This is a genomic window from Streptomyces sp. NPDC006332 (genome assembly GCF_040612855.1).
Classification (GTDB): domain Bacteria; phylum Actinomycetota; class Actinomycetes; order Streptomycetales; family Streptomycetaceae; genus Streptomyces.
Map to the genome: position 1 here is coordinate 113652 of NZ_JBEXRA010000013.1, position 24192 is coordinate 137843.

Annotated in this window: 23 protein-coding genes; 16 read left to right on the plus strand and 7 right to left on the minus strand. The window is 70.5% G+C overall.

The window, feature by feature from the left end; all coding sequences use genetic code 11:
• Positions 1 to 79 precede the first annotated feature (79 nt).
• Complete coding sequence (locus ABZ027_RS14780) at positions 80 to 1615, plus strand: substrate-binding domain-containing protein (protein WP_356768082.1); 1536 nt, start codon at positions 80 to 82, stop codon at positions 1613 to 1615.
• Between the two features lie 53 nt (positions 1616 to 1668).
• On the opposite strand, the gene ABZ027_RS14785 is transcribed toward ABZ027_RS14780, so the two are convergent.
• Positions 1669 to 2415 (minus strand): SLATT domain-containing protein, encoded by a 747-nt coding sequence (locus ABZ027_RS14785; RefSeq protein WP_356768083.1) that lies wholly within the window; start codon positions 2413 to 2415, stop codon positions 1669 to 1671.
• A 247-nt stretch (positions 2416 to 2662) separates the two neighbouring features.
• Here ABZ027_RS14785 and ABZ027_RS14790 point away from each other — a divergent pair, with 247 nt between their 5' ends.
• From ABZ027_RS14790 to ABZ027_RS14800, 3 genes are all read left to right on the plus strand, one after another.
• Complete coding sequence (locus ABZ027_RS14790; RefSeq protein ID WP_356768085.1) at positions 2663 to 3007, plus strand: YbaB/EbfC family nucleoid-associated protein; 345 nt, start codon at positions 2663 to 2665, stop codon at positions 3005 to 3007.
• Positions 3008 to 3097: 90 nt separating this feature from the next.
• Positions 3098 to 3697, plus strand: a complete 600-nt coding sequence (gene recR, locus ABZ027_RS14795) for a recombination mediator RecR (protein WP_356768087.1) — start codon at positions 3098 to 3100, stop codon at positions 3695 to 3697.
• Positions 3690 to 4349 (plus strand): DUF5063 domain-containing protein, encoded by a 660-nt coding sequence (locus tag ABZ027_RS14800; protein ID WP_356768089.1) that lies wholly within the window; start codon positions 3690 to 3692, stop codon positions 4347 to 4349. The genes recR and ABZ027_RS14800 overlap by 8 nt, the downstream gene beginning before the upstream one ends.
• Positions 4350 to 4353: 4 nt before the next feature.
• On the opposite strand, the gene ABZ027_RS14805 is transcribed toward ABZ027_RS14800, so the two are convergent.
• The gene (locus tag ABZ027_RS14805; protein ID WP_356768091.1) at positions 4354 to 4749 is read right to left on the minus strand and encodes a hypothetical protein; all 396 of its coding nucleotides are present in this window, start codon (positions 4747 to 4749) and stop codon (positions 4354 to 4356) included.
• Positions 4750 to 4851: 102 nt separating this feature from the next.
• On the opposite strand from ABZ027_RS14805, the gene ABZ027_RS14810 reads away from it, so the two are divergent.
• The 4 genes from ABZ027_RS14810 to ABZ027_RS14825 all read left to right on the plus strand — a co-directional run bounded on the left by ABZ027_RS14810 (position 4852) and on the right by ABZ027_RS14825 (position 7784).
• A complete protein-coding gene (locus tag ABZ027_RS14810; RefSeq protein ID WP_356768194.1) occupies positions 4852 to 5637 on the plus strand; it encodes a helix-turn-helix transcriptional regulator in 786 nt (261 codons plus the stop codon).
• Complete coding sequence (locus ABZ027_RS14815) at positions 5634 to 5885, plus strand: DUF397 domain-containing protein (RefSeq protein WP_356768093.1); 252 nt, start codon at positions 5634 to 5636, stop codon at positions 5883 to 5885. Before ABZ027_RS14810 ends, ABZ027_RS14815 begins: the two co-directional genes overlap by 4 nt.
• Positions 5886 to 6120: 235 nt before the next feature.
• Positions 6121 to 7155, plus strand: a complete 1035-nt coding sequence (locus ABZ027_RS14820; RefSeq protein WP_356768094.1) for a hypothetical protein — start codon at positions 6121 to 6123, stop codon at positions 7153 to 7155.
• 50 nt (positions 7156 to 7205) lie between these two features.
• Positions 7206 to 7784 carry a Uma2 family endonuclease gene (locus ABZ027_RS14825; protein WP_356768096.1) on the plus strand — a complete coding sequence of 193 codons (579 nt, stop codon included), beginning with the start codon at positions 7206 to 7208 and terminating at the stop codon, positions 7782 to 7784.
• A 21-nt stretch (positions 7785 to 7805) separates the two neighbouring features.
• Here ABZ027_RS14825 and ABZ027_RS14830 read toward each other — a convergent pair whose 3' ends face one another.
• A complete protein-coding gene (locus tag ABZ027_RS14830) occupies positions 7806 to 8645 on the minus strand; it encodes a PhzF family phenazine biosynthesis isomerase (RefSeq protein WP_356768098.1) in 840 nt (279 codons plus the stop codon).
• A gap of 288 nt (positions 8646 to 8933) precedes the next feature.
• Between ABZ027_RS14830 and ABZ027_RS14835 the strand changes: the two genes are divergently transcribed.
• From ABZ027_RS14835 to ABZ027_RS14850, 4 genes are all read left to right on the plus strand, one after another.
• On the plus strand, positions 8934 to 10211 hold the full coding sequence (locus tag ABZ027_RS14835) for an aspartate kinase (RefSeq protein ID WP_356768100.1): 1278 nt from the start codon (positions 8934 to 8936) through the stop codon (positions 10209 to 10211).
• Positions 10208 to 11260: an aspartate-semialdehyde dehydrogenase gene (locus tag ABZ027_RS14840; protein ID WP_356768102.1), complete on the plus strand. Its 1053-nt coding sequence runs from the start codon at positions 10208 to 10210 to the stop codon at positions 11258 to 11260. Before ABZ027_RS14835 ends, ABZ027_RS14840 begins: the two co-directional genes overlap by 4 nt.
• 569 nt (positions 11261 to 11829) lie before the next feature.
• The gene (locus ABZ027_RS14845) at positions 11830 to 12435 is read left to right on the plus strand and encodes a SigE family RNA polymerase sigma factor (protein ID WP_356768104.1); all 606 of its coding nucleotides are present in this window, start codon (positions 11830 to 11832) and stop codon (positions 12433 to 12435) included.
• Positions 12432 to 13607, plus strand: coding sequence for a hypothetical protein (locus ABZ027_RS14850; RefSeq protein ID WP_356768106.1), 1176 nt, complete (start codon positions 12432 to 12434; stop codon positions 13605 to 13607). Before ABZ027_RS14845 ends, ABZ027_RS14850 begins: the two co-directional genes overlap by 4 nt.
• A 197-nt stretch (positions 13608 to 13804) precedes the next feature.
• Here the strand turns inward: ABZ027_RS14850 and ABZ027_RS14855 are convergent, their stop codons facing one another.
• The gene (locus ABZ027_RS14855) at positions 13805 to 14596 is read right to left on the minus strand and encodes an SURF1 family protein (protein ID WP_356768107.1); all 792 of its coding nucleotides are present in this window, start codon (positions 14594 to 14596) and stop codon (positions 13805 to 13807) included.
• 176 nt (positions 14597 to 14772) lie between these two features.
• Between ABZ027_RS14855 and ABZ027_RS14860 the strand changes: the two genes are divergently transcribed.
• Positions 14773 to 16608 carry a prolyl oligopeptidase family serine peptidase gene (locus ABZ027_RS14860; RefSeq protein WP_356768109.1) on the plus strand — a complete coding sequence of 612 codons (1836 nt, stop codon included), beginning with the start codon at positions 14773 to 14775 and terminating at the stop codon, positions 16606 to 16608.
• Positions 16609 to 16659: 51 nt separating this feature from the next.
• Here ABZ027_RS14860 and ABZ027_RS14865 read toward each other — a convergent pair whose 3' ends face one another.
• On the minus strand, positions 16660 to 18579 hold the full coding sequence (locus tag ABZ027_RS14865; RefSeq protein WP_356768111.1) for an NAD-binding protein: 1920 nt from the start codon (positions 18577 to 18579) through the stop codon (positions 16660 to 16662).
• A 120-nt stretch (positions 18580 to 18699) separates the two neighbouring features.
• Positions 18700 to 19938, minus strand: coding sequence for a transposase (locus tag ABZ027_RS14870; protein WP_356768113.1), 1239 nt, complete (start codon positions 19936 to 19938; stop codon positions 18700 to 18702).
• 306 nt (positions 19939 to 20244) lie between these two features.
• On the opposite strand from ABZ027_RS14870, the gene ABZ027_RS14875 reads away from it, so the two are divergent.
• Both ABZ027_RS14875 and ABZ027_RS14880 read left to right on the plus strand, forming a co-directional pair.
• Entirely contained in the window at positions 20245 to 21264 is a 1020-nt protein-coding gene (locus ABZ027_RS14875) for a permease (protein ID WP_356768114.1), read from the plus strand.
• On the plus strand, positions 21261 to 22016 hold the full coding sequence (locus tag ABZ027_RS14880; RefSeq protein WP_356768115.1) for a TIGR03943 family protein: 756 nt from the start codon (positions 21261 to 21263) through the stop codon (positions 22014 to 22016). The genes ABZ027_RS14875 and ABZ027_RS14880 overlap by 4 nt, the downstream gene beginning before the upstream one ends.
• Before the next feature lie 43 nt (positions 22017 to 22059).
• Here ABZ027_RS14880 and ABZ027_RS14885 read toward each other — a convergent pair whose 3' ends face one another.
• Positions 22060 to 23499 carry a serine/threonine-protein kinase gene (locus tag ABZ027_RS14885; RefSeq protein ID WP_356768117.1) on the minus strand — a complete coding sequence of 480 codons (1440 nt, stop codon included), beginning with the start codon at positions 23497 to 23499 and terminating at the stop codon, positions 22060 to 22062.
• A gap of 192 nt (positions 23500 to 23691) precedes the next feature.
• On the opposite strand from ABZ027_RS14885, the gene ABZ027_RS14890 reads away from it, so the two are divergent.
• The gene (locus ABZ027_RS14890; RefSeq protein WP_356768119.1) at positions 23692 to 24171 is read left to right on the plus strand and encodes a hypothetical protein; all 480 of its coding nucleotides are present in this window, start codon (positions 23692 to 23694) and stop codon (positions 24169 to 24171) included.
• The last annotated feature ends 21 nt before the right edge of the window (positions 24172 to 24192 follow it).

Here is a 24192-nt window from a genome sequence, read left to right on the forward strand (position 1 = left end):
GACCACACCGCGATTCGCGCTCGCACGGCCGTACGGTGACCCCACGATTCGGATCCGGGGAGTAGCGGGGGCACCCACGGTGGAGTTTCTGAGCGCGGAGAACATCGTCGCCGTGGGCACGGCGCTGCTCGGTATCGCCGCGTCCGGAGTCATGGTCTGGTACGAACGCCGGGTACCGCGCCGCAAGAGGATCGGCTACCGCGTCCAGATGGACAACCCGATAGGTGACGACGTCCGTAGCGGCCGGGCCAATGTCCGCATGGGCGTGTTCGACGAGGCGCCGGGCATGTCGGACGCGACCCTCGTGCTGCTCCGCATCGAGAACGACGGTTCGCAGGGCATCGACCGCGACGACTACACCAGCCCCGAAGTCCACGGTCTCACCGTCGTGTTCACCGACCGGACCATCCGTGGCGTCTCCGTCACCCAGCCGTCCGACACCGATCACCTGATGGACCACTTCACTCCCACGAGGGGCTTCGGCTACGAGGGCAACACCCTGCGCGTCCCACGCGTCCCGCTCAACCGGGGCGACCACTTCAAGCTGCTCGTGATGCTCGCCGGCGGCGACGTGGGCAGCGAGATCCGGCTCAGCGGCGGCATCCGGGAGGGCGAGGTCCACCCCAACCGCAGCGCCACCCCCGACGAGAAGCCGCCCCTGTTCAGCCGGGCGGCCCGCCTGATCACCATCATGCTGACCGCCAGCGTCCTGACCCTCGCCACGATCGTCGTCACCCGTGACGACACCCGTCCCCCGATCGGCTGCGCGACCGGCTCGCTGACCCTCACCGGCTCGACGGCGTTCGCCCCCGTCCTGGCGGAAGTGGCCAAGAAGTACGAGCGGGACTGCGAGGGCGCGACCATCGAGGTGGATCCGCACGGGTCGACGGCGGGCATACGGGAGTTGGCGGCGGCCGGCACCAAGCAGGGCGCGAAGGGATCGCCACCGGTCGTGGCCCTGTCGGACGGCCCCAAGCCGGGCGGTCTGCCGGAGCTGCGCGAGACCCGGGTGGCGGTGTCGGTGTTCGCGCTGGTGGTCAACGACGACGTACGACTGACGAACCTGTCGATGCGGGACGTACGACGTCTCTACCGGGGCGAGATCAGGAACTGGCGGCAACTGGGCGGCCCCGACCTGCCCGTGCACCTGGTCAGCCGGGACGCCAACTCGGGGACCAGACAGGTGTTCCAGCGTCGGGTACTGGAGCGGGGCGAGATCGCGAACTCATCTGTCGATTGCGTCCACAAGGACGACGTCACGGCGACCGCCATCCGCTGTGAACTCGACTCCACGGACCAGGTCCTGACAACGGTCGCCCGTCTTCCTGGCGCGATCGGCTACAGCGAACTCAATGCCGCCACCCGCTCCAAGGGCCTGCACCTGCTCCGCCTCGACGGCCACACCCCTTCCGTGGACGCCATCGAGCACGGCACGAACCCCTACCCGTACCGCGAGATCGAGTACGCCTACACCTACGGCCGCCCCCCGGCCGACTCGCTGGCCTCCAGCTTCCTGACCTACCTCGCCCGCGGAAACGGCCAGGACGTGATCCGCGTCCACGGCCACATCCCGTGCGCGACCCCGGAGGGCCTGCGCATCTGCGCGGAGGACTAGCGGGGACTAGCGGAGGGCCAGAGGCAGGTACAGGCACCTGCCCCCGGCACCTCTCACCTCGGCTCCGGCGGCCGCTGACGAGGCATGTTCGGGCGGGCGCCGGCACTCGGCGGTGAGGTGAACCGCCCGGATCCCGGCGCCCCCGAGTCCTGTCGCTGCCCCGTGGTCCCCACCGGTCGGGTCCCCAACTGCGCCGCCCCCGTCCGGAACTCCACCATCCAGTCCGCCGTCTCCGCCCGCACCAGCTCCGTCACGTCCTCCGAGAACCGCCGCAGCACCCCGAGGCACCGCTCCGCCGCCTCGCTCGCCGTCCCGTCCGCCGGGCCCAGAACCTCCCGCACGCTCTCGGAGGCCCAGTCGAACTGCAGAGCCTGAAGCCGCCGCTGCACGGCCTGAGCTGTGGCCACGTCCCTCATCCACCCGGACGTCACCCCGAAGAACCGGTCCCCGACCACGCAGGCCACCCCCAGCAGCAACGCCAGATACCCCCAGGGCGCCACCCCGCCCACCGCGCCCGTCAGGTCCAGCAGCGGCAACGCCGCCCCCGCCACCGCGCCCCCCGCCGCGCCCACCCGCAGCATCCGTGCGCCCCGCCGCTTCCACACCCGGTCCGCGAGGTACCACGACGCCGTCTCCATCGCCCCGCGCTCGACCCACCGGTACAGCTCGTCCAGCCGTACGGCGGGCTCGCCCCAGTCGCCGTGCGGAAACGCCCGCCCCGTCAGATCGCCCGCCCGAAGCTCCCCCTCACCCCGACCGTCCTGAGGCGGACCCTCGGGCTGCATCTCCGGCTGACCCACCCGGCACTCCCTACCTGATCCCGGCCGATCACGCTACGTGACGGCTGATGCTGATGTGCCGCACCCTTACTACCGCTCAAGGGTGGCGAAGAGCCGGGTTTCGTGTCTTTTCCGCCCGGAAGGGGGGCCTTGGCCAGGTATAGGACTCACAGTCGACTCACTCGAAAGAGTGCTGGGGCGGCGGCCGGACAGACCACGTAGGCTCGTGCTGAACGGGAAAACCCGTACCGACCAAGGAGAGCTGATCGTGATCCCCGGTGGTGGCCAGCCCAACATGCAGCAGTTGCTGCAGCAGGCCCAGAAGATGCAGCAGGACCTGGCGAACGCCCAGGAGGAACTGGCGCGGACCGAGGTCGAGGGCCAGGCCGGCGGCGGGCTGGTGAAGGCGACGGTCACCGGCGCCGGCGAGCTGCGCGCGCTGAAGATCGACCCCAATGCGGTGGACCCTGACGACACCGAGACCCTCGCCGACCTCGTCGTCGCGGCCGTCCAGGCGGCCAACGAGAACGCGCAGGCGCTCCAGCAGCAGAAGCTCGGCCCGCTGGCCCAGGGCCTCGGCGGCGGCAGCGGTATCCCGGGCCTGCCGTTCTGATCCCCGGCCCGTCTTTCTAAGACGGGCATCGGCCAACTACCGTACGGACAGAGCAGGACCCTCAACAAGCAGGGAAGGACGGGCAGTCCGTTGTACGAAGGCGTGGTCCAGGACCTCATCGACGAGTTGGGGCGGTTGCCCGGCGTCGGTCCCAAGAGCGCGCAGCGGATCGCCTTCCACATCCTGCAGGCGGAGCCGACGGACGTACGGCGTCTCGCGCAGTGCCTGATGGAGGTCAAGGCGAAGGTCCGCTTCTGCGCGACCTGCGGCAACGTCGCGCAGGAGGAGCTGTGCAACATCTGCCGCGACACTCGCCGCGACCTCTCGGTGATCTGCGTGGTGGAGGAACCGAAGGACGTCGTCGCGATCGAGCGCACGCGTGAGTTCCGGGGCAAGTACCACGTCCTGGGCGGCGCGATCAGCCCGATCGAGGGCGTCGGACCCGACGACCTCCGTGTCAGGGAACTCCTGGCCCGTCTGGCGGACGGCACGGTCACGGAACTGATCCTGGCCACCGACCCGAATCTCGAAGGCGAGGCGACGGCCACGTACCTCGCCCGCATGATCAAGCCCATGGGCCTCAAGGTCACCCGCCTGGCCAGCGGCCTCCCGGTGGGCGGTGACCTGGAATACGCGGACGAGGTGACCCTCGGCCGCGCCTTCGAGGGGAGACGACTCCTAGATGTCTGACGCCACGCTGCACGCGACCAGCCAGAACCCCGACGACTTCGCGGTCCAGATCGCGGACCAGGTGGGGAGCTTCCTGGTGGCCGTCACAGAGGTCGCGAAGGGCGACGAGCCGGATTCGGCGGTACCCTTCCTCCTCCTGGAGGTCTCCCAGCTCCTCCTGGCCGGCGGACGCCTGGGCGCCCACGAGGACATCGTCCCCGACGAGCGCTACGAGCCCGACCTGGGCCCGGAGCCGGACGTGGACGACCTCCGCGAGAACCTCGCCCGCCTCCTGGAGCCGATCGACGTCTACTCCGAGGTCTTCGACCCCTACGAGCCCCGCAAGGCGCCGGTCCCGGCCCGGATCTCCGACGACCTGGCCGTCGTCATGGCCGACCTCCGCCACGGCATGGCCCATTACCGAGCGGGTCGCACCACGGAGGCCCTGTGGTGGTGGCAGTTCTCGTACTTCTCCAACTGGGGAACCACGGCCTCGGCCACGCTGCGAGCCCTCCAGTCCGTGGTGGCGCACGTCCGCCTGAACCAGCCCCTGGACGAACTCGACGGCCTGGACACGGACCAGGACGTGGGCGACGAGACCCTGGAGTTCGAGGCCGGCCGGGTGATGGCGCAGGAGATCGGTGCGCCGCTGGGGATGCGGCCCGGAAAGTAGCGCCTCACAACACCGTGAGCAGCGCCTCCGGATCGACGTGCGGTGCGGTGGGCGTCGGTTCGCTGTACCAGCGCAGCGGCCAGGTGTTGCCGTCCAGCGCCGGGATCCCGATGTAGGTGAGGGCGCGGTCACCCCGGCCGCCGAACCGCTGCACACCCAGCGGCCAGCCGCGCCCGCGCACCTCACCGGGCGCCAGCAGGAAGTACATCCACCGGAACCCGGCCGCCTCGCACACGACCGGCCCGGCGTCCCCGTCCGCCGCCTCGATGAGCCGCTCGGCGACCAGTTCCCCTCGTACGCCTTCGATCCGTACGGCGTCGAAGTGCACGCCCGCCACGCGGAGTTGGTGACCGGAGGCCGGGATCCAGTCCGGGCGGTGAATTGCGTTCGTCATGGTCACACGATGACGGTCGCGCCGCTACGCTCGGTAGCGACTGAGGTGATACACGCCGGGGTGTATCCGTAGGAGGCGCGTGCTGTGTCGGGTCAGTACAACTCCCAGATGCCGGTTGCCTGGCGCTACAGCGGCAACCAGTTGAAACGCTGGCGGACCAAGGCGAACGTCACGCGGGAGGAGCTGGCTGCCGCCTCCAACTACTCGCCGGACACCATCAAGTCGATGGAGCAGGGTGTACGCATGCCGACGCCCCGGGTGCTCGATGTGGCCGATGAGCTGTGCCGGGCGGAGGGGCTGCTGAGCGCGGCGAAGGAGTACTTGCAGAGGGAGAAGTTCCCGGCGGGAGCTGTGGACTTCATGCAGCGTGAGAAGGAAGCGATCAGTCTCTGGTGGTACGAAGTCACGTACATCCCCGGGCTGTTGCAGACGAAGAGATACGCGACGGCCCTCATCGAGAACCACGTCCCCCTTCTGGACGAAGAGACGGTTCAAGAGCGGATCGCGGCCCGCCTGGAGAGGCAGACGATTCTCACCGGGCGGAAGCCACCCGTGGCCCTGAGCTTCGTCTTCTACGAGGCCGCTTTGCGTAGCCCGCAGGTGGACGTGGAACAACTGGGCCGCCTGCTGGAGGTCGCCCGCCTGAACAACGTCGTGATGCAGGTGCTTCCTCTCGAACGTGCCATCGCTCCGGCACTCATGGGCCCCATGGTGTTGCTGGAGACCCGAGATCACGAGCGGTTTGCCTTCGCGGAAGGCGCTTTGTCGAGCTCGCTCTCTGCCGATCCGAAGGTTGTCAGCCGCGCGAGCGGGATGCTTAGCATGATCCGCGCGCAGGCTCTCAGCCCCGACGAGTCGGCACGTTTCATCGAGGGGATGGTGGATCAGCCATGAGTGATCAGCTGCACTGGCTCAAGTCGAGCTACAGCGACTCCGAGGGCGGCAACTGCGTGGAGGTCGCTCTCGACTGGTTCAAGTCGAGCTACAGCAACTCCGAAGGCGGCGCCTGCCTCGAAGTCGCGTTCTCCACCCGTATCCACATCCGCGACTCCAAGACCCCCACAGGCCCCGAACTCCACATCCCCGCCCCCGCCTGGACGGCGTTCATCTCCGCCGTTTCCGCAGGTCGTCCCGGAGCTTGAGCCCCGAGCCCCGAGCTCTTCCCATGGGTTTTTGGTCTGGTTGAAATCCAACCAACCAACCAAGTCTGTACGCGAGTTGAGGCGTCGTACCTCGAATGGGTGACGTTCCGTGATCGGCTTGCTTCGGAACGTAAAGCCGCTCTAGGTTCGCGGCAGACATCCAAAAAGATCGGCCCCGGTCGGTGCGCCAACACCGGCTCCGGGGCCTGACCGACGAATCGAACAGGACTCGATCGTGGCTTACGCCTACCCTAGCCCCGCCCTGCCGTCCCCGTCGCACCCGATGGCCAAAACGGGCTACGGAAAGCGCACCGCGGGTGACGAAGAACCGCACGCGGACTCGGATTTCGCACACCTGAGCCCCCGCGAACGCGAGCTCGCCGTCTTCGTGGACCACCTCGAAGACGGCCACGCCATGGGCTACAAGGCGATCGCGGCGGAGCACCCGCAGTACGGCCAGCAGGCCGTCCGCACCGCGATGGGCCGTATCACCCTCGCCGGCCACCTGCGCTGGATCAAGGAGCACATCACCGTCGAGGACAACTCGATGCGGTGGGTGACCCGCACGTACTGGTCGCGTACCCGTAGGTCGCCGGAGTGGTGGGAGGAGTTCGCGCGGGAGCGCCACGGCAAGGACGTGACCGAGCACTACCACCCGGGCCTGGCGCGGACCGAGGACGCCGAAGAGAAGGCTCCGGAAGCCGACGAGGTGGTTCCGAGGGCCGAACCGCGTGCCGAGCAGCCCACCGATCCGGGTGACGAGCAGCCCAGCGAGGCCTACCTGACTCTCGCGGAACTCCGCGCCGCCGACCCCCGTATGTCCTTGTCCGACAGCGACTGCCGGGCTCTCGAAGCCGTCGCCGCGGACTGGCTGTCCCGTGGCGCGACGCCCCACGACATCACCAAGGCCCTGACCGACGGACTGCCGTCCACGGTCGCCAACCCGGGCGGATTCGCCCGCACCCGATTGGAGAACAAGATGCCCCCGAAGAAGGCGAAGATCCGGCAGAAGGCCGCCCGCCGTGCCCGCGTGACCCGCGTGATCATGGCCTGCGGTCTGTGCGACGCGGACGAGCGAACGGCGAAGATCGTGAACGGACTGTGCGGCGAATGCCTCGCGCTGTGCGAACAGGAAGGGCCGGTGTACGAGCCCGTTCCTGAGACCTTCCTTCCCGGCCCGCGCCGAGGCAGCAGTCTGCCGGGTGCCGACGAGGTCATCGACGTCACCGACCGTGTCGACGCACTCCGCCGAGCGGCGGGGCTGCGGTGAGCGTGCAGGACGCGCCGGTCAGGGCACCATGGAGTCGAGGAGGCGACGCCATGACCCCCAGGACCGAGTACCAGCCGCAGATGTCCGTCGAGGACTTCGAGGAGCTGGAGCGAGCAGCGCCCGAGACTGTCTGGTTGGAGTTCATCAATGGAAAGGTCGTCGTCAAGCCCATGCCGGACGGCAATCACAGTGAGATCGTCGCCTGGCTGCAGAGGGTGTGCATGCAGCACCGCCCCGACCTATGGCTGCACGCAGAGCGCGGCCTCAAAACGGAGCACTACAGGAAGGGGCGCGCACGTGCGGACGGGGTTCTGGTTCCCAGAGGGAGTCTCAAGGGGCATGGCGAATGGTCGGAGACAGAGGCAGCTCTGATGGCCGTAGAGGTCACGTCGTGGGACGCCGATGCGGCTCAGCGTGATCGTGTCGACAAGCCTGATGGCTACGCCGCTGCTGGTATCCCGATCTACGTCCTCATCGACCGGGATGACTGCACGGTCACTGTCTTCACCCACCCTGAGGGCGGCCGATATCGTCAGCAGGTAAACAAGCCGCTCGGCACCGCCGTAGAGATCCCGGACCCCGTGAACATCACCCTCGACACCGAGCCCCTCAAGGAGTTCGCGGACTGACCCGGTGCGAGGGTCGGATGCTCAGGAGATCTGGACCGCGGCCCCCGAGACCCCGATCCCGCTGCCCGTCTCGCGCGGAACCGTGACCGTGATGGTGCTGGGCCGTCCCATGTCCACTCCCTGATGGATGGTCAGCGTGGCCGGGAGCGGCACAAGGTCGAGCTCGCGCAGGTAACCGCCGAGGGCGGCGGCCGCGGCGCCGGTGGCCGGGTCCTCGACGACGCCACCGGGAGGGAACGGGTTGCGGGCGTGGAACACGGTCGGTGACTCTCGCCAGACCAGGTCGACGGTGGTCCAGTCCTCGCGGCTCATGAGCGCGGACAGCGCGGTCATGTCGTAGGCGAGGTCGGCCAGCCGGGCCCGGCTGGTGGTCGCGATCACCGGGTGCCAGGCGCCCCCGTAGGCCACGCGGGGCGGCAGCGCGGGGTCGAGGTCGTCGGGGGACCAGCGCAGGGCCGCCAGCAGCTCGGTCAGGGTCGCGTCGGCGAGGGGGACCGATCGGGGCGGGACGCTCACCAGGGTGGCGGTCATGGAGCCGTCCTCGGCCGGGGCGGTGGAGACGGTGACCTCGCCCGCCCTCGTCCGCAGCCGCAGGGACCCGGCACCGTGACGCTGGGCGTGTGCGACCGCGGTCGCGATGGTGGCGTGGCCGCAGAACGGCACCTCGGCGAGCGGGCTGAAGTAGCGGATGTCCAGGGATCCGTCGTCGAGCGGGACGACGAACGCCGTCTCGGAGTAACCCACCTCCGCCGCGGTCTTGAGCATCGTGGCGTCGTCGATTCCGGTGGCGTCGAGCACCACACCCGCCGGATTGCCGCCGGCGGGGTCGGTGGTGAAGGCCACGTAGCGCAGTACGTCCATGCACAGACCGTATCCGAACAGACGTACGCGTGAGGGGGTGATCGTGAAGCTCGCTCCAGCCCCTGTTCGGCGTGCACCCGTGCTTGAAACGTGATTCACCATCTCGCCTTGTGACACTTGGCACTTTTTCGAAGGCCTCGATCTGGGCATGCGCTGACCTGGGCGTCGAAGTCTCAGCATGCGATACCGCGGAGGCGTTTTTCGGGCGCTCGATAGACTGAGCCGACCGCAGGACATATGCGTATGTGTGGACTGCGGATACACAGACTGAGTGAGCGAGGAGCGCACGTGGGCCTTGTCGTGCAGAAGTACGGAGGCTCCTCCGTAGCCGATGCCGAGGGCATCAAGCGCGTCGCCAAGCGGATCGTGGAAGCGAAGCAGAACGGCCACCAGGTGGTCGTCGTCGTTTCCGCGATGGGCGACACGACGGACGAGCTGATCGATCTCGCCGAGCAGGTGTCTCCGATGCCCAGCGGCCGGGAATTCGACATGCTGCTGACCGCCGGTGAGCGGATCTCCATGGCCCTGCTGGCGATGGCGATCAAAAACCTGGGCCACAGCGCCCAGTCGTTCACGGGCAGCCAGGCAGGCGTCATCACCGACTCGGTCCACAACAAAGCGCGGATCATCGACGTCACGCCCGGCCGGATCCGGACCGCGCTGGACGAGGGCAACATCGCCATCGTCGCCGGTTTCCAGGGCGTCAGCCAGGACAAGAAGGACATCACCACGCTCGGACGTGGTGGTTCCGACACCACGGCCGTCGCGCTCGCGGCCGCCCTCGACGCCGAGGTGTGTGAGATCTACACCGACGTCGACGGCGTGTTCACGGCGGACCCGCGGGTGGTGAAGAAGGCGAAGAAGATCGACTGGATCTCCTTCGAGGACATGCTGGAGCTCGCCGCCTCCGGGTCGAAGGTGCTGCTTCACCGGTGCGTGGAGTACGCGCGCCGCTACAACATCCCGATCCACGTCCGCTCGTCCTTCAGTGGGCTGCGGGGCACGTGGGTCAGCAGTGAGTCGATCGAGCAAGGGGACAAGAAGGTGGAGCAGGCCATCATCTCCGGTGTCGCGCACGACACCTCCGAGGCCAAGGTCACGGTCGTCGGTGTGCCGGACAAGCCGGGCGAGGCCGCCGCGATCTTCCGTGCGATCTCCGACGCCGAGATCAACATCGACATGATCGTGCAGAACGTGTCCGCCGCCTCCACCGGCCTGACGGACATCTCCTTCACGCTGCCGAAGACCGAGGGCCGCAAGGCCATCGACGCCCTGGAGCGGAACAAGGGCGGCATCGGCTTCGACTCGCTGCGCTACGACGACCAGATCGGCAAGATCTCCCTCGTCGGCGCCGGCATGAAGACCAACCCGGGCGTCACGGCCTCCTTCTTCGAGGCGCTGTCCGACGCGGGGGTGAACATCGAGCTGATCTCGACCTCCGAGATCCGTATCTCGGTGGTCACCCGTGCCGACGACGTGAACGAGGCCGTGCGCGCGGTCCACTCCGCCTTCGGGCTCGACTCCGACAGCGACGAGGCAGTCGTCTACGGAGGCACCGGGCGATGACCGCGGGACCGACGCTCGCGGTCGTGGGAGCGACCGGAGCCGTCGGCTCGGTCATGCTCCAGATCCTTTCGCAGCACGCGGACATCTGGGGCGAGATCCGACTCATCGCCTCCCCGCGCTCGGCCGGCCGCAAGCTGGCCCTGCGCGGTGAGCAGGTCGAGGTGGTGGCGCTCACCGAGGACGCCTTCGACGGGGTCGACGTCGCCATGTTCGACGTCCCCGACGAGGTCGCCGCCCAGTGGGCGCCGATCGCCGCCGCCAGGGGCGTGGTGGTGGTGGACAACTCGGGCGCCTTCCGGATGGACCCGGAGGTGCCCCTGGTGGTGCCCGAGGTCAATCCGCACGCGGTCCGCGTCAGGCCGCGGGGCATCATCGCCAACCCCAACTGCACGACCCTCTCCATGATCGTGGCCCTGGGCGCGCTGCACGCCGAGTTCGGGCTGCGCGAGCTGGTCGTCTCCTCCTACCAGGCGGTGAGCGGGGCGGGCCGGGCCGGGGTGGAGACCCTGCGCCAGCAGCTGTCCCTGGTCGCCGGCACGGAACTGGGGACCAGCCCCGGAGACGTGCGGCGGGCCGTCGGCGACAACACCGGGCCGTTCCCGGAGCCGGTCGCGCTGAACGTCGTACCGTGGGCCGGGTCGCTGCGCGAGGACGGCTGGTCCTCCGAGGAGATGAAGGTGCGCGACGAGTCGCGCAAGATCCTCTCCCTGCCGAAGCTGCCGGTCGCGGTGACGTGCGTGCGGGTGCCGGTCGTCACCACGCACTCGCTGACCGTCCACGCCCGCTTCGAGGGCGAGGTCACCGTGGACAAGGCGCGCGAGATCCTCGCCACGGCCCCCGGGGTGGTCCTCTTCGACGATCCGGCCGCGGGGGAGTTCCCCACGCCCGCCGATGTCGTGGGCACGGACCCCACCTGGGTGGGCCGGGTGCGCAGGGCACTGGACGACCCCACCGCGCTCGAACTCTTCGTGTGCGGGGACAACCTGCGCAAAGGCGCGGCCCTCAACACCGCGCAGATCGCGGAGCTGGTCGCGGCCGAGTTCGGCTGAACCCGGTCCGGTCCGATCTGACCTGTCCGTCCTGTCCTGGGCCGACTGGTCCCTCTCGGCCCGACTGCCCCTACCTGGCCGGACTTGTCCTGGCGAAAGCGCCTTCACGAACCCTTGGTGTTACGAGCGACACGTGGTGCTGCACGGCATTAGTGCCGTAAAAGTCCTGGCTGAAAGCGCATTCATTTGTAGGATCTGTGTATGACATGTGGTGCGGGATAATGGTCCGGACCACTTGAACCGAGCCTGCTCGGCGTCCGAAGATTTGCTCCCCGCCCTCCGCAACCGCGCGGAGGGCGGGGAGCGTCTTTGCGGACGCCCTTCGGCGGGCGCGGGGACGTTTTTCGGGGCGTGGGGACGCTCCGGTCATTCAGGACACAGGGGAAGAGCGGGTAGGGCATGAGCGCGTTTGACGCACGGTCAGTTGTGCTCCCTGACAGAAGACGGCCGGTCTCGTACAACCCTGATGGGGTGAAGCGTGTCCAACAGGCGTGGCAGAGGTACTCCAATTCATCGCGGCCCCGCGCGGCCCGGCTCTACGGCCGCCCCGCGCGGCTCTACGACCCCGCATGGCCGGCACGTCCGGTGGCCTGCCGGTGATCGCGCCCATGCCCGCAGCGCGGCCCACCCGCATACCGAACCAGCGTGACGGTGCCGAGCACTCCGAGGACACGGTGGCGGCCGGAACCACGGTCGACCACCTCACCGAGACCTACCGAGCGCACTACCGCTCGCTGCTGGGCCTCGCGGCGCTCCTCCTCGACGACACCGCTTCCTGCGAGGACGTCGTCCAGGAGGCGTTCATCCGCGTCCACTCCGCGCGCAAACGCGTCCGGGACCCGGAGAAGACGCTCGCGTACCTGCGGCAGACGGTCGTCAACCTCTCCCGCTCCGCCCTGCGCCGCCGAATACTCGGCCTGAAGCTGCTCTCCAAGCCGATGCCGGACATGGCGAGCGCCGAGGAGGGGGCCTATGACCTGCTGGAACGCGACTCGCTGATCAACGCGATGAAGGGTCTGCAGCGCCGCCAGCGCGAGGTCCTGGTGCTGCGCTACTTCGCGGACATGACCGAGGCGCAGGTCGCCGAGACGCTCGGGATATCGCTGGGCTCCGTGAAGGCGTACGGTTCACGCGGTATCGCCGCCCTGCGGGTCGCCATGGAGACCCCGGCATGAGCCGCGAGCACGACGGGCGACGTCATCTGCACGTCACCCATGAGCACGAGCCGTACGAGTGGCACGAGCCAACAGACCCGCCGGGCAACGAAGAGCCGAAGCAATCGCACGCTGGGAACGGAACTGTGAACCACCGCCCCGACGACCAGAGCCCCTCGGGGCTCGACTCGGAAGAGCTGGTCCTGCGCAGGTTGCTGCACCAGGCGGTCCAGGAGGTCGAGCCGCGCGACGGCACGCTGGACCACCTGCGCAAGGCGGTGCCCGCCAGGCGTGCCCGCAAGCGGCAGGCCCTCGTCGGCATGGCGGCCGCCGCGCTCTTCGTCGGCACCGCCATCCCGGCCCTGTGGCACGTCTCCAACTCACACGGCCTCAGCGCCGACCCGTCCATCGCCGGACACGGCTCGATGGCGCAGGGCGGGGCCGGTCAGGGCAAGGGCCCGGACGGCGGGGAGACCACCTCCGGCGGGACCGCGGGCAAGACCGAGGACAAGGCCAAGGCCCCGGAGAAGCAACCCGGCAAGGGCAAGGCCACCGGCAGCGCCACCGGAGCGACCACCGGCGCGGGCGCCCCGCCCACCACCCCGGCCGGCGTCTCGGCGTGCACGGCCACCGAGATCGGCTCGCCCACCCAGACGGTCAACGCCCCCGACTCCGTGGGCGCGGTCTACGGCACCTTCCGCTTCACCAACGTCTCCGGCACCGCCTGTACGGTCAGCGGGCCGGGCTCGGTGTCCCCGTCCCCGCAGGGCGCCGCGGACGCCACCAAGATCAACACGGTCCGGCATGTCGCCGGGGACGCGGCGGCCGCACTGCCCGACCCGTCCCTGGAGGTCACCTCGATGCTGCTGCAGCCGGGTTCCTCGTACCAGGTGCAGTTCGCCTGGGTGCCCTCCGAGACCTGCCCCACGACCGGCGGCGACAATGCCGGCGGCGAGACGGGCAGCCCGTCACCCGACCCGTCGCCCACGACCGAGGGTCCCACCGCGGACGGCGGCAGCACCACGAGCGGCGACACCGGCAGCGCGCCCCAGCTGGTCACGGACGGCACCACGGCCGACGGCAGCGTGACCGTCACCAACACGGCCGAGGGCGGCGCGCCGTCGGTCTCGGCGGTCGTGTCCAACGCGTGCGCCGGCACGGTGTACTGGACGGGCGTACTGGCCGGGGCGTAGGGCCTGGCCCCGCGCGGAGCACCTCCGCGCCTCGCTGACGGCCCTGCTCGGTAAGGATCCGGCGGCACGCCCGGAGCTCGCGGGCTCGGGGGCGTCGTCGCTCCAGGGGCCGCGGTCTCCGGAGGCGGTCTCCCGAAGCGGCCTCCCGAGGCGGCCTTCTGAGGCGGTCTCCCGAGGCGGCCTTCTGGGACGGCCCCTCAGACCGCCACCCGCTCCTGGTCACCGTCGGGCTCCGGCACCAGGCCCAGTTCCGCGTCCCGCAGGAACTCCACCTCGCGCCGAAGCAGCCGGAACCACATGAACACCACGAACCCGGCGAAGACGAACCACTCCCCGGTGTACCCCAGGTTCTGGAACGCCTTCAGGTCCAGCCCGGTGTCTGCGGGCGCCGCCGCCGGCACGGCCGTCATCCCGGAGTCCGCCCGGGTCAGCGTGACCCACGCGTCGTAGACGTCGTACGGCACCAGGTTCACCAGCGACGCCGCGCTGATCGCCGCGGTCTGCCCCGCCGGGAGACCTCCCTGCGCGCTGACCCCGTTGTCCCCGGGCGTCTCGGACGCCTGCAGCGCCCCGGTGACGGTGACCTCACCGCGCGGCGCGGCCGGCACCTTCGCCGGGTCGGGGGAGCCCGGCAGCCATCCCCGGACCACCGGCAGGGCCTTGCCACCGTCGACGCGCAGCAACGTCAGGACGTAGTAGCCGTCGCGGTCGTCCAGCTCGCGGTCCGGGATCAGCAGCTGCTTGGCGTACCGTCCGGTCGCGGTGACCTGTCGGCCGGAGGTCGCCTTGTCCACCGGCAGCATCTCGGACAGCGGACGGGCAGCCTCACGCGCGCTGGTCGAGGCCTGCGTCTCGGCGCTGCGCTGGTCCTGCATCCGGCCCTCGAAGCGGCTGAGCTGCCATGACCCCATGAAGACGCAGAAGGGGATGGCGAGCAGCACGAAGACGTTGATCCCCCACCAACGGGGCGTCAGCAGAAACCGGTACACACCCTCCACGGTACGGGGCTCCCGCGCCGGCCCGGGCCGCGGGGTCGCCTGCCGGACCCACCGCCGACCGGGAAAGCAGGGGCTCCAGAGGGGCTCCAGAAGGAGCCCGGCCGAAGTTATCCACAGGCTGGGGGTCTGGCCTGCGCGTTGTCGGTCCGGGCGGGCACTATGGGGTCATGACTGAGAGCAACGGGTCCGCCTCGCCCGAGCGGAACGACGAGATGTCTGACCTGCCGGACATGCCGGACTGGGAGAAGCGCTTCAGGGCGCCCCGGGTGTCGCTGCCCGACTGGGCCGAGGACGCGCCGGACCGCTCCCTGTTCGTGTCGAACGCGACGGGGACCTACGAGTTGTACGCCTGGGACCGGTCGACGGGCGAGCAACGCCAGGTGACCGACCGGCCGAACGGCACGACGGACGGCGTGCTCTCCCCGGACGGCCGGTGGGTGTGGTGGTTCGACGACAAGGACGGCGACGAGTTCGGAGTCTGGCGCCGCCAGCCCTTCGAGGGCGGGCCGGACGACCTCGCCACGCCGGGCCTGGAGGCGTCGTACCCGGCGGGGCTGGCCCTCGCCCGGGACGGCCGGACCGCGATCGTGGGCCGCTCCACCGACGACGAGGGCACCACGATCCATGTCGCCCGCGTCGGTGAGGAACCGGTGCAGATCTACCGCCACCGCGAGTCGGCGGGCGTCGGTGACCTCTCCCACGACGGCTCGCTGATCGCCATCGAGCACACCGAGCACGGCGACGCGATGCACTCGGCGCTGCGCGTCCTGCGCCCCGACGGCACACCGGTCGCCGACCTCGACGACACCCGGGGCGGCACGGAGGAACTCGGCCTGGAGGTCCTCGGCTTCGCCCCGGTGGACGGCGACACCCGGCTGCTGATCGGCCACCAGCGCCGGGGCCGCTGGGAGCCCCTGGTGTGGGACGTGGCGAGTGGCGAGGAGACCGACCTCGCCCTGGACCTGCCCGGTGACGTCGGCGCCGAGTGGTACCCGGACGGCACCGGCCTGCTGATCGCGCACAGCTTCGAGGCCCGCAGCGAGCTCTTCCGCTACGACCTGGCGACCCGGGAGCTGGTCAGTATCCCGACCCCGCCGGGCACCGTCTCCGGAGCGACGGCCCGCCCGGACGGCAGCGTGGAGTACCTGTGGTCCTCGGCCGCCGAACCGCCGGCCGTCCGCTCGACGACAGGCCGTTCCGTCCTCGACCCGCCCGGCATGAAGTCCCCGGGATCCGTCGCCGTGCAGGACGTGTGGGTGGACGGGCCCGGCGGCCGCATCCACGCCCTGGTCCAGAAACCGGCGGGCAGCACCGGCCCGCTGCCCACGGTCTTCGACATCCACGGCGGCCCCACCTGGCACGACAGCGACGCCTTCGCGGCCGGCCCGGCGGCCTGGGTCGACCACGGGTACGCGGTGATCCGGGTCAACTACCGCGGCTCCACGGGCTACGGCCGCGCCTGGACCGACGCCCTGAAGCACCGGGTCGGCCTGATCGAGCTGGAGGACATCGCGGCGGTCCGGGAGTGGGCGATCACCTCGGGCCTGGCCGACCCCGCCCGCCTCGTCCTCACCGGCGGCTCCTGGGGCGGCTACCTCACCCTCCTCGGCCTCGGCACCCAGCCCGACGCGTGGACGCTGGGCATCGCGGCGGTCCCGGTCGCCGACTACGTCACGGCGTACCACGACGAGATGGAAGCCCTGAAGGCCATGGACCGCACCCTGCTCGGCGGCACCCCGGAAGAGGTCCCGGAACGCTTCGAGGCGTCCTCACCCCTCACCCACGTCGACCAGGTCAAGGCCCCCGTCTACATCTCGGCCGGCGTCAACGACCCCCGCTGCCCCATCCGCCAGATCGACAACTACGTCAAGCGCCTGGAGAGCAGGGGAGCGGTGCACGAGGTGTACCGCTACGACGCGGGACACGGTTCCCTGGTGGTGGACGAGCGCATCAAGCAGGTGCGCCTGGAACTGGACTTCGCGGCACGGCACCTGGCGGGCTAGGTCCGACGGGGCGTCGGCGAGGGAGTCGGGCGGCGGGTGGGCGCGGCACTTCTACGCGCCCGCACGCTCCCGGTTCCGCCGTCCCAGCAACTCCGCCAGCCCCCGCCGAGTGGCGGCGAGGACCACCCGGTCCGAGCCGCGCAGAACGTACGTGTCCGGCAGGTCCCACACCAACCCCGAGCCGCCCGAGGGCCGTACGTCGTCATAAGCCTCCTCCGCGGCCGGCTCCTCCCGCCGGCCGTCCAGGGCCCCCGTGTCCAGCGCCAGCACCCGCCAGGACCCGGCCCGGAACGCCTCCCCGACCGTCTTGCCCTCCAACTGCGGATGCCCGCCCACCTCCAGCGCCGCGAACAACAGCACCCGCCGCTCGACCGGGATCGCCCCCAGGATCTGCCGCCCCATCATCGCCCCGGCGAACGCGGGCGCCGCCAGGTGCGACACGCTCCGGCTGCGCGTGGACGCCGCCGGGTGCGCGGCCCGCAGGGTGCGGTACACCGCGGTCGCGAAGTCGTCGTCGTACAGGCGCAGGACCACCCGCAGGTCGGGCCGTACGGACCGGGCGTACAGCACGGCCTCCAGGTTCGTGGTGTCCGCGCTGGTCACCGCGAGCAGCGTCTGCGCGCGATGGATCTTGGCGGATTCCAAGACGCCCTCCTGGGTGACGTCGCCGAGGATCACCGGCACCCGCAGCCGGCGTGCCGTCGCGAGTCCGCGCGCGTCGGGATCGGATTCGACGCACACCACGGGGATGTTCAGCTCACGCAGCCGCATCAGCACCCGGGTGCCGATCTTGCCGAGCCCGAGCAGCACCACATGCCCGCCGAGCCCACGCTGCGGCTTGCGCAACGCGGACGCGCTGCGGAACGTACCCAGCGCTTCGAGCACCGCGGCCAGCAGCACCGGCAGGAGCAGCAACCCGACCAGCCCGGAAAGGAGTTGCAGGATCTGCCGTCCGGTCGACGCCCCGATGGCCGGGTCGTCGATGGCGAAGAGATCGAGCAAGGTCAGATAGAACGCGGCCAGCGGATGCATACCGGGGGTGACCAGCCACAACGCCACCGCCAGCGCGATCACGCACCCCACCGAGCCCGCCAGCGACCAGCGCAGCCGCCGCGAGAACAGCGACGCGAACGGCGGTACGATCCCGCGCCGCGCGGGCAGCGCCGGCCCGGAGTACGAGACCTGTTCCAGTACGACGGTCCCGCGCCCCGCGGCGGCCCGTACCGTCGCCGCGTCCGGCAGCAGCCGGGGGCCCTGGTCGTCGCCGTTGTCGGAACCGTCCGCGCCCGCCGGATCGTTGCCGGCCGCGGACAGCAGCGCGAGGGTGGCCAGCCCCGGGTCGGACACCCGGCCGGGCACCGGCGGCGGCCGTTCCACCGCGCGCAGCAACAGCCCGTCGGTCTGCACGACCTTGCTGGTGCCTACGATCGCGGAGGCGGCCAGCGCGGGCGCGGCCGTGTCGGCGTCGGACATCACGGTCGTGGACGCGTCGAACACCGCGGCCGGTCCCGTCGTACCGCCCGTCGCCAACGCCGCCGCCTGGTCGAGGAGTTCCTCGATGTGCTGGCCCAACCGCCGGTTGTACAGCCGCAGCACCAGCCGCAGCCGCGGGTTGAGGCGGCGGGCGGTGAGCGCGGCCCGGATGTTGGTCTCGTCGTCGTCGTACACGAGCGCGAGGGCCGCCGCCCGCTCCACGCCCGCCTCGGCGAGGACCGTCTCGGCCGGCTCGGCGGCCTCCACCACCCGGGCCTCGGGGGCGGGCGGCTCGACGGCGGCGTTGCCCCCGCCCCGGCCCACGGCCGCGTTCACCACCCGGTCGAGCAGCGCCGACGCGGTACGGGCCCGTCCCACCACCGGGGGCCGTACGCCGCGTTCGGACGGCGGTACGACGAGCGTGACCCGCTCGCCGTACACCCCGCGCAGTTCGGCGGCCAGCCGGTGCGCGAGCCCGTCGTCGCCGCACACCACCATGTGCGTACTCGCCTCACCCGACGGACTCTGATTCGGAACAGTCACCACAACGGGCAAGACTGCCTCACCGGGACAGGTGGTTCCAGCAGGTGGTTCCGGCATTCAGTCAACGGCCCGGGACTAAAGTCCCGGGCTTGCACAACGGGCGCCACTGGCTGTGGTGCTGCGTTTGCGTCCTGTCCCACGTGCCGGTTCGGGAGGTGGGTCTGGGGCGGTTGACTGCGCCCCGCGTCGCCACAACTCCCATGCTCTGGCACGGATGTTGCGGGAGCTGTTCCGGTCTGCGTGATCAACGAATCCGCAGTTCCGGCACGCGAACCAGGCCTGGGAGACCCGGTTCGCCTTGTCGATGTGCCCGCATTCGGCGCAGGTGCGGGAGGTGTACGCCGGATCGACGTACACCACCGGCACCCCGGCCTTCTTGGCCTTGTACGCGATGAACTGACCCAGCTGGGCAAAGCTCCAGCTGGAGTGGGTGGCCCGTTGGGGCTTGCGAAGCCGTACCCGCTCACGGATACCGCCCAGGTCTTCCAGGGCGATTCCGCGTCCGGTGCGTTCTGCCTCGGCCACCACATGCTTCGCGATCTTGTGGTTGATGTCCTTCGCCCGACGCGACTCCTTGTGCCGTCGCTTCTTCAGCCGGCGCTTGGCGGACGGGGTGTTCTTCTTCTGCAGCTTGGCGCGCAGGCCGCGCTCGCGGGTGCGGGTCCGGTTGAGTTCGCGTCCGGCCATGATCTCGCCATCGCTGGTAGTGGCGATGTTGACGATGCCCAGATCGATGCCGAGGAAGTCCACCGGATCGGTGTTCAGCGGCGCTTCGGGAACGTCACAGGTGGCGTTGAGGAACCACATACCGTCCCGCCACAGCAGGTCGGACTCGCCCCTGCGGTACAGGGCCAGGGTGGCCATCTGCTCCGGTGCGGCAGTGAACGCCACGTCCTTGACCCGTCCGGCAGTCGTCCAGATCGATACCCGCCGCTGGTCGATCTGCCAGGACAGCATGCGGTCGTCGTAGGGCTGCGCGCCGTCCGGGCGGAAGGTGACCGGCTTCTCCACCGCCCTGCGGTGGCGTTTCGAGCCCGGCCTGCCCAGGTTCCCAGCCTTCAGGTTGGCCCTCAGCGTGGCGTACGCGTCGCAGGTCTTCTTGATCACATGCTGGGCGGCCTGCGCCCCCAGTCCCCAGCGGGCCTTGATCTGCTGGTAGGTGTGCTCGCGCAGCGCGAAGTTGGTCTTCACATCCTTCTCGAAAGCCACGCCGCCGGCCCAGGTCGCCGCTTCGTTGCAGGCGCGCAGGGTCGCCTCCAGCGCCGCCGCCTGCACGGGCGTCGGCAGCAGCCTGACCTGCACCACCAGCTTCACGATCCCGAAACCTACACGCGCGTACGACCGCCCACCGTACGTTCCCCATGCATCACCCGACCGAGTGAACCCGCCCCCGAGTGGACACAGCACCGACCCCGCCGGACACGTCACTCGACCGCTTCGCGGCCCAGCACCCGCTATCCACATCCCGGCGCTCCGCGCCGCGACCGCGAGGATGCGATTCCTCCCAGGGCTGAAGCCCTGGGGTTCCTCGCAAGAACCTGCTGAACGGGCACGGCCTGTCGGCCGTATGAGAGGGGAGCGAAACCAGCGCCCTTCCGCAGCACCGGAGGTACCTCGGCCGTGGCCGTCACCAAAGCAGCCCCGCCAGACAGCGGGGCGGACATCGGCCGGGCGCCGGACACGGAGGGCCTGCGCCCCCTCAACTCGCCGCTCACGCTCACCCTGTTGCTCGTCCTGATGGTGCTGGCGCAGGGCCCGATCCGGCGGGCGCTGTCCGCCCCGGTGATGCAGAGTTGGATGACTGTGTTCGTCGCGGTGATCGTGCAGGCGCTGCCCTTCCTGGTGCTGGGGGTGCTGCTGTCGGCGGCCATCGCGGTGTTCGTGCCGCCGTCCTTCTTCGCCCGCGCGCTGCCCAGACGCCCCACGCTGGCGGTTCCGGTGGCGGGCATGGCGGGCGCGGTGCTGCCAGGCTGCGAGTGCGCGTCCGTGCCGGTGGCCGGGGCGCTGGTACGGCGGGGCGTCACCCCGGCCGCCGCGCTCGCGTTCCTGCTGTCCGCCCCGGCGATCAACCCGATCGTGCTGACCGCGACCGCCGTCGCCTTCCCGAACGACCCCGAGATGGTCCTCGCCCGTTTCGTCGCGAGTCTGCTGGTGGCCTGCGCGATGGGCTGGCTGTGGCAGCGCGTCGGCCGCGCCGACTGGCTGCGCCCGCCGGCCCGCGCGGCCTACGACGGTCAGAGCAAGGGGGCCGCGTTCTGGGGCTCGGTCCGCCATGACGTGATGCACGCCGGGGGATTCCTGGTGGTCGGCGCGATGGCCGCGGCCACCCTCAAGGCCGTCGTCCCGGAGGAGTGGCTGCGGATGGCGGCCGGTAACCCGGTGGTCTCCGTGCTGGCCCTCGCGGTGCTGGCCGTGCTGCTGTCAATCTGCTCGGAGGCGGACGCGTTCGTGGCCGCCTCACTGTCGCAGTTCTCGCTCACCGCGCGGCTGGCGTTTCTGGTGGTCGGCCCGATGGTCGACCTGAAGCTGTTCGCGATGCAGGCGGGCACCTTCGGCCGCGGCTTCGCCCTGCGTTTCGCGCCCACCACCTTCGTCCTGGGCATCAGCGCGGCGGTCCTGACCGGGGCGGTGATCCTGTGAACCGCCAGGCACAGGCGGCGGTCCTGTTCCTGCTCGGCGCGGCCCTCCTGCACGCGGGCTTCACCGACCTGTACCTGCGCTACGTCAAGGCAGGCCTGCGCCCGATGCTGCTGGCCTCCGGCGTCGTACTGATCGCGGCGGCCCTGGCGACGGTCTGGTACGAGTGGCGGGCGAAGAAGGAGAGCCCCGGGGAGCACGGGGAGCACGGGGAGCATGCCGGGCACGAGGGGCACGCCGGGCACGTCCACCGCGAACCCCGGGTCTCCTGGCTCCTAGTCCTCCCGCTCCTCGCCCTGATCCTTGTCGCGCCGCCCGCCCTCGGCTCCTACAGCGCCCTGCGCGCCGGTACGGCCCTGCAGGAGCCGTACGGCTACGCGGATCTCCCGGCCCACGGCACCCTCCGCCTCAACCTGGTCGACTACGCGGGCCGCGCGATCTACGACCGGAGTTCCCTGAAGGGCCGGCAGGTCGAAGTCACCGGCTTCGTCGCACTGGACCACTCCGGCGCGCCCTACCTGGTCCGCATGGCCCTCAACTGCTGTGCCGCCGACGCGCAGCCGGTGAAGATCGGCCTGACCGGCCAGATCCCCCCGGTCCTGCAACCGGACGCCTGGCTGGAGGTCACCGGCACCTACACCGCCCGCCGCGCCGAGGACCCGGTCAACCACGGCCCGATCCCGTACCTCGACGTCACGGCCGCCAGGCCGGTCCCGGCGCCGCACGACCCGTACGACGAGTCCTGGAACAACTGACGAGAGCCGACAGGCCCGACGGGCGCCCCCGGGCCTCAGCTCCTCAGTCCTCGTCGGGCCCGTCTTCCTCTTCCTCTCCGGGGCCCGCGCCCGGCCCCGCACCCGGGTCCTGGCCCGTGTCCCGCTCACGTGGTGTCTTCTCGCCCTTCTCCTCTCCGTCCACCGGCAAGGCAGGGGAGGGCTCCGTGGGGAAGGACGCCGTGGGTGAGGACGCGGGCGAGGACACGGTGGGCGAAGGCTCGGTCGGCGCGGGCTCGGGTACGTCGGGCAGCGCGGCCTCCTCCGGGGCAGCGCTGGTGGCCGGGGCGGCGCTCGCAGTCGAGGCCGGCGTGACGGCGGGGGCCGACGTGCCCGGGGTGCCGTCGGCCGGGCTCTCCGCGCTGCTGCGGCCCGGCGCGAACCAGAGCATGCCGCCGATCATCGCGGCCAGGAACACCGCCGCCCCCGCGATCAGTCCGCCCTTGTTCGTCCGCCGCGTACGCCGGTCCGCCCGCCGGGTGGCCGTCGGCAGCGCGTACGTCGTAGGGGGTCCGTCGGACGTGGGCATGTGCCGGGGCGTCGGAGCGTGACTCGCTGTCGACATCCGCGTGGGCGCGGGCTCGGGCAGCGGTTCGGCCCGCCCCTGCCACGCCCCGCCGCTGAACCACTCGGCGGCCTGCTCGGCGGTCGGCCGGTCCTCGGGCCGCTTGGCGAGCAGTCCGAGCAGGTAGTTCTCGAAGGCGGGCGGGAGTAACACGCCGAGTTGCCGCGGCGGCACGGGCGCGGAGTCGAGGTGGTGGTGCAGGATCGCGACCGCGCTGTCGGCGTGGAACGGCGGGCGGCCGGTGAGGAGTTGGTACAGCACACAGCCCAGCGCGTACATGTCGCAGGCCGGTCCGGCGGGCCGGCCGAGAGCCCGTTCGGGTGCGAGGTAGAGGCTGGTGCCGACGATCTGCCCGGTGGCGGTGAGTGCGCCGGACGGGTCGTCCATGAAGCGGGCGATGCCGAAGTCACCGATCTTCAGGGTGCCTTCGGCGTCCATCAACAGGTTCGCGGGCTTGATGTCGCGGTGCACGATGCCCTGTTCATGAGCGGCGGCGAGCCCGGCGGCGGCCTGGGCGGCGATCCGGGCCACCTGCTCGGCGGGCAGCGGTCCGCCCTGGTTGAGGCGGCGGTCGAGGCTGTCGCCCTGGACCAGTTCCATCACCAGGAAGAGCCGGCCGTCGTACTCGCCGAAGTCGTACATCCCCACCACGTACGGGTGGTTGAGCCGTCCCGCGGTCTGGGCCTCCAGTCGGAAGCGGGAGGTGGCCGTGGGGTCGGAGTCGTGGGGGAGGAGCAGCTTGACAGCCACCGCCCGGCCGAGCGTCTCGTCGAAGCCCCGCCAGACCTCCCCCATCGCACCGCGACCGATCGAATCCTGCAGCCGGTATCGGCCCGCAATCAGCACCTGTTCGTCATCCTCATGCCGTGAGACGTGTCGATGGCCGCGGGCCGAACTCACCTCGTGGCGTGGGGTGGTGATCGTGGGGAGTGCCGCAGCCGACTCAGAGTACCGGCTGCGGCGACCCTGTCGTGACCGCCGATCTGGAGATCTGACGAACCGTCAGTTATGGTCCCCCCGCTGGACCTTGCCGCGCCGCGCGGCGTCGAAGGAAGACCTGCCCAGGCGAAGGGGTGAGTGCCATTGAGTGCCATGGAGACCCGACCCGAGTGCGCGCGACCGCAGGGGGCTCCCCGCTGGGTCGCACTGTTCTACCGGCCGGACACGGCCTCCTGGCAGGTGGGCGCCCAGGCGCCGGACCGCTCACCCGTCCTCTACGCGCTGGGCGAGATGACGCAGACCCTCCGGGCCCGCGGCGACGAGGTGACCGTCGCGCTGTGGGGCCCGAAGGACGAGGACTGGCACCGCTACGACGCCTCCGCCACGCCCGTCACCCCGACCACTTCCGCCCCCTTGACCACTTCAGTCCCCTCGGCCTCCGCTGAACCCACCAAGCTCGCCGAGCGCATGCACGACCGTCGGCACCAGGTACTCATGGCGGGCCTGAGCAAGGCGGGCCTCTACGATCTCGCGCCGGACGACGTGACAGCCGTACAGACCCTCGTGGACCGACTGGACGAGACGACCGTCCGTACCGTTGCCGACTGGCTCGCCACCGCGGCGGAACGCTAGGGGGTGCCCTTCCGGAGCGGC

Excerpts from the sequence above, each read along its gene's own strand:
- ABZ027_RS14800 (WP_356768089.1), top strand. The coding sequence starts at position 3,690 with ATGTCTGACGCCACGCTGCACGCGACCAGCCAGAACCCCGACGACTTC.
- ABZ027_RS14810 (WP_356768194.1), top strand. The coding sequence starts at position 4,852 with ATGCCGGTTGCCTGGCGCTACAGCGGCAACCAGTTGAAACGCTGGCGG.
- ABZ027_RS14815 (WP_356768093.1), top strand. The coding sequence starts at position 5,634 with ATGAGTGATCAGCTGCACTGGCTCAAGTCGAGCTACAGCGACTCCGAG.
- ABZ027_RS14825 (WP_356768096.1), top strand. The coding sequence starts at position 7,206 with ATGACCCCCAGGACCGAGTACCAGCCGCAGATGTCCGTCGAGGACTTC.
- ABZ027_RS14830 (WP_356768098.1), bottom strand. The coding sequence starts at position 8,645 with ATGGACGTACTGCGCTACGTGGCCTTCACCACCGACCCCGCCGGCGGC.
- ABZ027_RS14840 (WP_356768102.1), top strand. The coding sequence starts at position 10,208 with ATGACCGCGGGACCGACGCTCGCGGTCGTGGGAGCGACCGGAGCCGTC.
- ABZ027_RS14845 (WP_356768104.1), top strand. The coding sequence starts at position 11,830 with ATGGCCGGCACGTCCGGTGGCCTGCCGGTGATCGCGCCCATGCCCGCA.
- ABZ027_RS14850 (WP_356768106.1), top strand. The coding sequence starts at position 12,432 with ATGAGCCGCGAGCACGACGGGCGACGTCATCTGCACGTCACCCATGAG.
- ABZ027_RS14860 (WP_356768109.1), top strand. The coding sequence starts at position 14,773 with ATGACTGAGAGCAACGGGTCCGCCTCGCCCGAGCGGAACGACGAGATG.
- ABZ027_RS14865 (WP_356768111.1), bottom strand. The coding sequence starts at position 18,579 with ATGGTGGTGTGCGGCGACGACGGGCTCGCGCACCGGCTGGCCGCCGAA.
- ABZ027_RS14890 (WP_356768119.1), top strand. The coding sequence starts at position 23,692 with ATGGAGACCCGACCCGAGTGCGCGCGACCGCAGGGGGCTCCCCGCTGG.